8 protein-coding genes and 1 pseudogene are annotated in these 8,527 nt (G+C 70.9%); 5 read left to right on the forward strand and 4 right to left on the reverse strand.

The features are described 5' to 3' along the window. Positions 1-577: 577 nt before the first annotated feature. The gene (locus ADK66_RS25305) at positions 578-919 is read left to right on the forward strand and encodes a hypothetical protein (protein ID WP_053659560.1); all 342 of its coding nucleotides are present in this window, start codon (positions 578-580) and stop codon (positions 917-919) included. Then, positions 916-1,575, forward strand: coding sequence for a nucleotidyl transferase AbiEii/AbiGii toxin family protein (locus ADK66_RS25310; RefSeq protein WP_053659570.1), 660 nt, complete (start codon positions 916-918; stop codon positions 1,573-1,575). Before ADK66_RS25305 ends, ADK66_RS25310 begins: the two co-directional genes overlap by 4 nt. Positions 1,576-1,703: 128 nt before the next feature. Here ADK66_RS25310 and ADK66_RS25315 read toward each other — a convergent pair whose 3' ends face one another. After that, entirely contained in the window at positions 1,704-2,606 is a 903-nt protein-coding gene (locus ADK66_RS25315; protein WP_053659572.1) for an SDR family oxidoreductase, read from the reverse strand. 164 nt (positions 2,607-2,770) lie between these two features. Between ADK66_RS25315 and ADK66_RS25320 the strand changes: the two genes are divergently transcribed. After that, positions 2,771-4,561 (forward strand): bifunctional UDP-sugar hydrolase/5'-nucleotidase, encoded by a 1,791-nt coding sequence (locus ADK66_RS25320; RefSeq protein ID WP_053659574.1) that lies wholly within the window; start codon positions 2,771-2,773, stop codon positions 4,559-4,561. 58 nt (positions 4,562-4,619) lie between these two features. Here ADK66_RS25320 and ADK66_RS32000 read toward each other — a convergent pair whose 3' ends face one another. Further along, positions 4,620-4,793: a hypothetical protein gene (locus ADK66_RS32000; protein ID WP_167943892.1), complete on the reverse strand. Its 174-nt coding sequence runs from the start codon at positions 4,791-4,793 to the stop codon at positions 4,620-4,622. A gap of 183 nt (positions 4,794-4,976) precedes the next feature. After that, positions 4,977-6,134 (reverse strand): geranylgeranyl reductase family protein, encoded by a 1,158-nt coding sequence (locus ADK66_RS25330; protein ID WP_053659564.1) that lies wholly within the window; start codon positions 6,132-6,134, stop codon positions 4,977-4,979. Positions 6,135-6,281: 147 nt separating this feature from the next. Here ADK66_RS25330 and ADK66_RS25335 point away from each other — a divergent pair, with 147 nt between their 5' ends. Then, positions 6,282-6,518 (forward strand): hypothetical protein, encoded by a 237-nt coding sequence (locus ADK66_RS25335; protein WP_053659566.1) that lies wholly within the window; start codon positions 6,282-6,284, stop codon positions 6,516-6,518. Between the two features lie 85 nt (positions 6,519-6,603). After that, complete coding sequence (locus ADK66_RS25340) at positions 6,604-8,022, forward strand: MFS transporter (RefSeq protein ID WP_053659568.1); 1,419 nt, start codon at positions 6,604-6,606, stop codon at positions 8,020-8,022. 285 nt (positions 8,023-8,307) lie between these two features. On the opposite strand, the pseudogene ADK66_RS25345 reads toward ADK66_RS25340, so the two are convergent. Continuing rightward, a pseudogene (locus tag ADK66_RS25345) lies at positions 8,308-8,527 on the reverse strand (hypothetical protein); the annotation flags it as partial.

Below are 8,527 nucleotides of genomic sequence, written 5' to 3' on the forward strand. Positions count from 1 at the left end.
CCCTGCGCCGAGCGGGCCAGGCGATGCATCCCCGCGAGGGGGTGGCCTGCGGCCGGTGGTACTGCGACCGTCAGGGTATGTAACCCGGCCGGGGCCGCCACGATTCCGGCCCCAGGATGCGACCGGTCACACCCCACACCACCCAGGACCGGACATACCGCCCAGGATGACACGGCCCGGTCGGGTCAGACTGGCCGTTGCGGCGATGATCCACTCGATATCAAGGGAACCGGGGTATCCGCCGCATCGGGACACCCCGACATCAATGATCTCGAGTCGATCAAGGGCGCAGCAAGAGGCGAGAGACGGCGGACCACGGACCGGGTGGGGCCTCCGTGCCCGGCCCAGGGGATCAAGCCTGACCGCCCGGAGCCGGGCACGGTGGCCCCACCCCGGTCGCGACTACCCGCAACATGCCCGGCCACCTCGGCGGACCGCCCAAGACCGCGAGCCGGGCACGGTGCCCCCCAGCCGCGACGCACCCCGCCATCTCGGGCAGCCACTACGCGGGAGTCATTCCGGGGCGATAGTTGCGCGGTGAGCGACACCCGGACTGGCGGGGCGTTACCCTGACAGCATGCAGGCCGTCTCCCCCACCGCGACCGACGTGGCCTTCCTGGCCCGCCCGGGTCGCCCTGCCGTGGTGGCGCGGACGCTTGCGGAGCTGGCCGGCCCGACCCGGGGCGTGGTGGAGTTACCGGTGCGGTTGATGTGGAACGCCGAGCGCACCTTCGACCTTGGCGACCCGGACCAGCTCCTCTGGATGTACGAGAACGTGCTGCGCGAGACCACCCGCGCCGAGGACCTGCGTGTCCTGATCAACGGGCGGACACTGCGTCGGGTGTGGCGGCTGCTGAACCTGCCCCGGGGCGTACGCCTGGCGTGGGAGAGCCGGCACCGCGGCCTGCGCGCGGCGTGATCGCCCCACACCTGCACGAGTTCTACCGGGAGGTGGCCCGGGTCGCGTTGACTGCCGCCGGACCGTACCGGTTCGTGTTGGGTGGCGGGGTGGCCTGGGCCGCGCACGGGTTGGTCGCCCGCCCGACGGAGGACGTCGACCTGTTCGCCGACGTGGAGGGCGCTGCCGCGGCTGCCTCCACCGGGGTACGCGTGGCGCTGGAGCGGGCCGGGTTCACCGTCACCGACGCTGACCCGGACAGTGAGCTGGCCGACCTGTTCGACGGGTACGACCAGGACATGAAGGATTTCGTGGTGAGCCGGGACGGGCGGCAGATCCGGCTCAGCCTGGCCCGGCTCGACCGGCGGCAGAGCCCGGTGGTGATGGATCTCGGGCCGGTGATGGACGTCCGTGACCTGGTCGCCAACAAGATCGCGGCGTTGGTCAACAGGCGGGAGGTCCGTGACTTCATCGACGTGGCGGCGGCCCTGGAGCACTACGACGTGACGGAGTTGCTGGTGCTGGCCCGGCAGGTCGATCCGGCCCTGGACCCGGCCGACGTGCGGGCCGCCGGCCGTTACCTCGACCGGTTGTCCGACCAGCGCTTCGGCCGCTACGGGCTGAACGCTGCCGACGTCGCCCAGGTCCGGCAGCGCTTCGCCGCCTGGCCACGCTGACGGCGAGATCGGCTGAGGCCCGACACCTGCTGAGGCCCGACCGGGGCGAACGCGGCCACAGTCGAACGACCCGACGGAACGCGCGGCTGCCGGGTGGGCAGCCCTGCGGACGCCCACCCGGCAGCAGGTCACTTTGTCGGTCGACCGCCGGTGACCCCGAGGATCTCGCCGGTGACGTAGCTGGACTCCTGGGACGCGAAGAAGACGTACGCCGGCGCGAGTTCCGCAGGCTGACCGGGCCGGCCCTCCGGGGTGTCGGTGCCGAACTGCTCGACCTTCTCCCTCGGCATGGTGGCCGGGATCAGGGGCGTCCAGATCGGACCGGGCGCCACCGCGTTGACTCGGATGCCCTGCTCGGCCAGGTCGGCGGCGAGCGCCTTCGTGAAGTTCGCGATCCCCGCCTTGGTGGTGGCGTAGTCCAGCAACTGCGGCGACGGGTCGAACGCCTGGATCGACGCCGTGTTGATGATCGCCGACCCTTCGGGCAGGTGCGGAACGGCGGCCTTGCACAGCCAGAACATCGCGTACAGGTTGGTCTTGAGGACGCGGTCGAACTGCTCGGTGCTGATGCCGAGGATGCCCTTGTCCTGCGACATCTGGTAGGCGGCGTTGTTGACCAGGATGTCGATGCCGCCCAGGTCGCGTACCGTCCGGTCGACCAGTTCCTGGCAGTGCGCCTCGTCGGTGATGTCGCCGCGGACGGCGATGCCCCGGCGGCCGGCGGCCTCGACGAGTCGGATGGTCTCCCGGGCGTCGGCGTCCTCCTCCTCGCTCAGGTACGAGATGAGCACGTCGGCGCCTTCGCGGGCGAAGGCGATGGCGACAGCCCGGCCGATCCCCGAGTCACCGCCGGTGATCAGCGCCCGCTTGCCGTCGAGCTTGCCGCTGCCCCGGTACGACTCCTCCCCGTGGTCCGGCTTGGGCGTCATCTCGCCGGTCGAGCCGGGCGGCGTCTGCTGCTGGCCGGGCTGGCCGGACTGCTGCCCGTACTGGCTGGTCGGGTCCTGTGGGGTGTGCTGGTCGTTGCTCACCGACATCTCCTCCTGCGGCGCTGCTCCGGTCCCTGACTGCCCTACCCTGCGGTGGCCTGCGGAAACCGCAAGGGCCGGCGGGCAGGCGTGGCGGGAGCCACCGGCTCTGGTTATGGTGCGCGAGGCGCTCACGAGGCGCATCGACCCCCATGGAAGGGCACGACATGACCTCTCCCTCCGGCCCGTCGCGTCGCCGGGTGCTCGCCGCCGCGGCCGCGGCGGCGAGCGCGCCGCTGATCGCCGCCGCCCCCGCGCAGGCGGGCGGCCCGGCCCGGCCGCGCACCTGGGACCTCACACTGCTGGGTACGTCGGACACTCACGGCAACGTCTACAACTGGGACTACTACCGCGACGCCGAGTACGACGACAGCAGGCAGAACGACGTCGGCGTGGCGAAGCTGGCCACCCTCATCAACCAGATCCGCGCCGAGCGACGTGGCAAGGCCACGCTGGTGCTGGACGCCGGCGACACCATCCAGGGCACGCCCCTGGCGACGTACTACGCCAAGCAGGAGCCGATCACCGAGACCGGCGTGAAGCATCCGATGGCCCGGGCGATGAACATCATCGACTACGACGCGGTGACGCTCGGCAACCACGAGTTCAACTATGGTCTGCCGCTGCTGGACCTGTGGATCCGCCAGCTCGGCTTCCCGGCTCTCGCCGCCAACGCGGTCAACGCGAAGACCGGCAAGCCGGCCTTCCTGCCGTACGTCATCAAGAAGGTCTCCCTCGGCTTCGCCGCGCCGACCCTGCGGGTGGGCATTCTCGGCCTCACCAACCCCGGCGTGGCCATCTGGGACCGGGGCAACGTCGAAGGCAGGCTGCGTTTCGACGACATGATCGCCACAGCGGCGAAGTGGGTGCCGGTCATGCGCGCGCGCGGCGCGGACCTCGTGCTGATCTCGGCGCACGGCGGCGACAGCGGCACCTCCAGCTACGGCCCCGAGCTGCCGAACGAGAATCCGGTGGCGCTGATCGCCCAGCAGGTGCCGGGGATCGACGCGATCCTCTTCGGTCACGCGCACAACGAGGTGGTGGAACGGTTCGTCACCAACGAGCGGACCGGCGCGCAGGTGCTGCTCTCCGAGCCGTCGAAGTGGGGCCAGCGGCTCACCCGGATGGACTTCACCCTCGCCCGTGAGCGTGGCCGGTGGACGATCACCAGGAAGACCGCCACTATGCTGAACACCAACACCGTGGTCGAGGACCCGAAGGTCCTCGCCGCGGTGCGCAGGCAACACCAGAAGACCGTGGCGTACGTCAACCAGGTGGTCGCCCAGTCCACGGTGGAGTTGTCGGCGGCGGAGTCACGGTACAAGGACACGCCGATCCTTGACTTCATCAACCACGTGCAGACCGAGGTCGTCGGCGCGGCGCTGGCCGGCACCCCGTACGCCGATCTGCCGGTGCTGTCGATCGCGGCGCCGTTCAGTCGCACGGCGGTCTTCCCCGCCGGCGACGTGAAGATCCGCGACGTGGCAGGGCTGTACGTGTACGACAACACCCTCGAGGCGGTCGTGCTCAGCGGAGCCGAGGTGCGCGCGTACCTGGAGTTCTCGGCGAAGTACTTCCGCACCCTCGCCCCGGGCGCCCCGGTGGACCCGGAGCAGATCAGCGACCCTGCGGTGCCGGACTACAACTACGACGTGATCTCCGGCCTGGACTACGACATCGACATCTCCCGGCCGGTGGGTCAGCGGATCACCCGCCTGATGCTGCCGGGCACCGGCACCCCCGTCGCTGACAACGCGCAGTTCGTGGTGGCGGTGAACAACTACCGGCGCAGCGGCGGCGGCAACTTCCCGGGCATCGTGAAGACGCAGGTCTACAACGCTCAGCAGGAGATCCGCCAACTGCTCATCGACTGGGCGCAGGCCAGGGGCACTATCGACCCGGCCGACTTCTTCCAGCCCAACTGGCGGCTGGTACGCGAGGGCGTACCGGTCTTCTGACAGCAGGGCACGACCGGCGGGCCGTGGGTGGCGACACCTTCGGCCCGTCGCGCGTTTCTCAGCCCTGCACGTTCCAGCGCACCGGATCCTCGGACCCCTGTGGGGAATCACGCCCGGGATCGGTCTCGGTCAGCGCGACACGCTCGTCCGGACGGACGGCGGGCGGCAACTCCCCGAAGCGGATGTGGCGCAGGAACGCGTACTCGTCGTCGGTGAACGGCTGCTCGGCCATCAGCACCTCCCCTGCTCCGCCTCATTGTCAGGTGACCCACCTGCGTCGCGCCAGTACTTCAGGTTGGCGCGGTCTGCGCTGTGCCGTGGTGCCGCGCACGTCGCGTAAGGCGTCCTAGGATCCTGGGTGTTTGGTGAAGAGCCGACTGAAGAGCCGCCGCTGACCAGGATCAGCTGGGCGAGATCAGCCTGGCGCGTCGGCGAGCTGCGCGCGGCGTGGGTTCGGCAGCCGCTCCAGCGCCGCTAGCGCCATCCGGACCGGTCGGCGGTCCATCATCTCGTCGAAGCCCGCCCGCCCCTGGCAGAACCGGACGAACATCCGCCACCCCGGCGGGGTCGCCAGCAGGGCGTGGAACACCGTCGGGCGAGCGGTGAACAGGTCGAGCAGCCGGAACCCCGCCCGCATCGACGGCGCCAGGCGCTCGGCGACCGCACGCTCGTAGCCGGCCAGGTCCCCGTCGGCGACCGCCGCGCCAGCCAGCTCACCGGAGCGCAGCGCGAAGCTGATGCCCTCTCTGCTCCACGGTTCCAGCAGCCCGGCCGCGTCCCCCACCACGAGCACCCGGCCCCTCCGCAACGGCGAGTCCTCCTCGCGGCAGCGGGTCAGGTGACCCGAGTCGTGCTCCGCCGGCAGCCCGGTCAACCCCAACCTGTCGACGAACTCCCGCAGGTAGGCGCGGGTCCCCTCCCCCGCACCTCGGCCCGCGATCACGCCGACGGTCAGCCGGTCGCCCTTCGGGAACACCCAGGCGTACGAGCCGGGCAGCGCGCCCCAGTCCAGCAACAGCCGCCCCCGCCAGCGCTCCTGCTCGGCGGGCGGCACTGGCACCTCCAACTCCAGCCCCAGATCCACCTGCCGGTACCGCACACCCACATGCCGGGCGGTCACCCCCGACGACCCGTCCGCGCCGATCACCACACGGGACGTGAGCGTCGTACCGTCGGCCAGTCGCAGGCGTACCCCCTCGGGGTCCTGCTCGATGGCGCGGACCGCGACCCGTTCCCGCATCTGCGCGCCGGCGGCGACCGCCGCCGCGCGCAGCCGGTCGTCGAACTCCTCGCGGCGCACCATCGTCAGCACCGGGCTGCCGTTGCGGCGGGTGAACTCCCGGCGGCCGTCGCGGGTGAACGTCACCCGGTCCACCCGGTCGGCCGCGGGCACCTCGATGCGGTCCCGTACGGCCGCCAGGGACGTGCCGATCAGGCCGCCGCCGCAGGTCTTGTACCGGGGGTGCGCGGCCCGCTCGACAACAAGGGTACGAAGGCCGGCCCGGGCTGCGGCATGTGCCGCGGAGAGCCCGGCGGGGCCGGCGCCGACGACGACGAGATCCCAGACGATCACTGATGCAGCCTAGGGCACCACCCGCCACCCGAACGGGGTACGGCAGGCCCGCCGACCGCCCGATCGGGTGGGCATTTTCGGCCACCCAGGGGGTAACCGACGCGGCGTAACCGTCCGCGCTGAGGCGGGCGAGCAAAGGAGGCGATCATGCAGCAGGTGCAGCTGTCGGAGATCGAGCAACGGGTGTTCCAGGCGGTCACCACCCTCGAAGCACGCGGCCAGGTGCCCTATCCGGATCTGATCGCCGAAGGGTCCGGGCTCACCGAGGAGCAGGTGCACGAACCGCTGCACATGCTCACCGAGAAGGGCCTGCTGCACCGCGAGGACTCGCCGATGGCAGGGCTCGACTTCGGCCCGCGGTTCTGCGCCCGCCAGATGGCGTGATCCGTCGCTCCACCCGCGACGGTTCGCCCCCCGTTGACCCGGGTAGCGGTCAGGCAAGCGTGATCGGCCATCAGCGGGGGGCACGATGAGTGACGCGGTGGACGAACGCAGACGCTGGCAGGCCGTCGGCGTCGGACTCGTCGCCGCGTTCATGACGCTGCTCGACGTGAGCATCGTCAACGTGGCGGTGCCCTCCATCGACCGCGCGCTGCACGCCTCCCCAAGCGACCTCCAGTGGGTCCTCTCCGGGTACGCGCTCACCTTCGGCCTGGTCCTCGTGCCTGCCGGCCGCTTCGGTGACGCCCGGGGCCGGCGCAACGCATTCGTGCTGGGCATCGGGCTGTTCACCGCCACCAGCGCCCTCGCCGGCCTGGCCACCTCCCCCACCTGGCTGGTCGCCGCCCGGCTGCTCCAGGGTGCCGCCGCAGGCGTGGTCAACCCTCAGGTGACAGGGCTCATCCAGGAACTGTTCCGAGGGCCGGAAAGGGCCCGCCCGTTCGGGCTGCTCGGCGCGACGATCGGCATCTCCACCGCCGTCGGGCCGCTGCTCGGCGGGCTCCTCATCGCCCTCGGCGGCGAGGCACACGGATGGCGGTGGGTCTTCTTCGTCAACGTGCCCGTCGGCATCATCGCGATGATCCTCGGCTGGCGCCTGCTGCCCGCGCGCCCCCCGGGAAGGATCGGCCGACGCCGGCTCGACCCGGTCGGAGTGCTGCTGCTCGGCGTAGGAGTGGTCCTGGTCCTGCTGCCACTCGTGCAGGAGCAACAGTGGCGGACCCCCTGGAAATGGGCGCTCATCCCCGCAGGCCTGGCGGTCCTCGTCGCCTTCGGACTCTGGGAGCGGCGGTACGCGCGCCACCACGAACCCCTCTTCGACCTGCGGCTGTTCACCTTCCAGTCGTACACACTCGGATCGATCATCGCCCTGGTCTACTTCGGCGGCTTCACCGCGATCTTCTTCATCTTCACGCTGTTCCTCCAGAACGGCCTCGGCTACAGCGCACTCGTCGCCGGCATCGCCATCACCCCGTTCGCCCTCGGCTCCGCCGCCGCGTCGGCACTGGGCGGCCGCATCGTCAACCGCTTCGGCCGACCTCTGGTCGCCATCGGCCTGCTCGCCGTCGTACTCGGGCTGGCCGCCACAGCCCTCGCGCTGCACCTCTGGCCGCACGCCCCCGCACCCTTGGTCACCGCCGGGCCGCTACTCGTCGCCGGCATCGGCAGCGGCCTGGTCATCGCCCCCAACCAGACACTCACCCTCGCCCAAGTGCCCGTACCCCAGGCCGGCAGCGGCGCCGGCATGCTCCAAACTGGTCAGCGCATCGGCGCGGCCGCCGGCATCGCCGCCGTCGGGTCGATGTTCTTCTCGTCGCTCGCCGACAGCCGCGGCAACTGGACCACGGCCTTCGAGATGTCCCTCCTGCTCGCCACCGGGATCATCGCGCTCGCGCTTGTCGCCGCGCTTATCGACATCTTCCGCAGCCACAACCACACAAAGACCTGACAACCCCAGGTGTACGCCGCCAGCGCCGTCCCCACCTTCGGGCGTGGTACCGCCGGCCGGCGTCCACACCTCTGGGTGTGTGCCGGTTGGCTTGCGTCGGAACCTTGCGTGTGCCGTTGGCCGGCACACGATGGGTCGGGGTCCTGAATTCCGCGCTCGGGCTCGGGCATGCCGTTGGCCGGCACCTCTCGTTCGGGTGCCGGCCATCGGTCGTGGCTGTAATGCCGATGGCCGGCACCCCGTGTTGGGGGTGCCGGCCATCAGTCGGTGCGTCATGCGGGTGGGTCAGCTGTTCCAGTACTGGGCGACCAGGTCAGCGGCCTGCTGCTCCCACTGGGCGTAGGCGTCCGGGTACGCCGAGACCTGCACCGTCTGCGCGGCCACGGTCAGCGGCATGTCCTGCCAGCCGTCAACCTGCTTCAAACCCTTCAGGAACGCGGTGGTGGAGTAGTCGGGGTCGGTGATCTGCTCCGGCGTACCCCAACCCGAGCTCGGACGCTGCTGG

The organism is Micromonospora sp. NRRL B-16802 (assembly GCF_001279555.1).
Classification (GTDB): domain Bacteria; phylum Actinomycetota; class Actinomycetes; order Mycobacteriales; family Micromonosporaceae; genus Micromonospora; species Micromonospora profundi.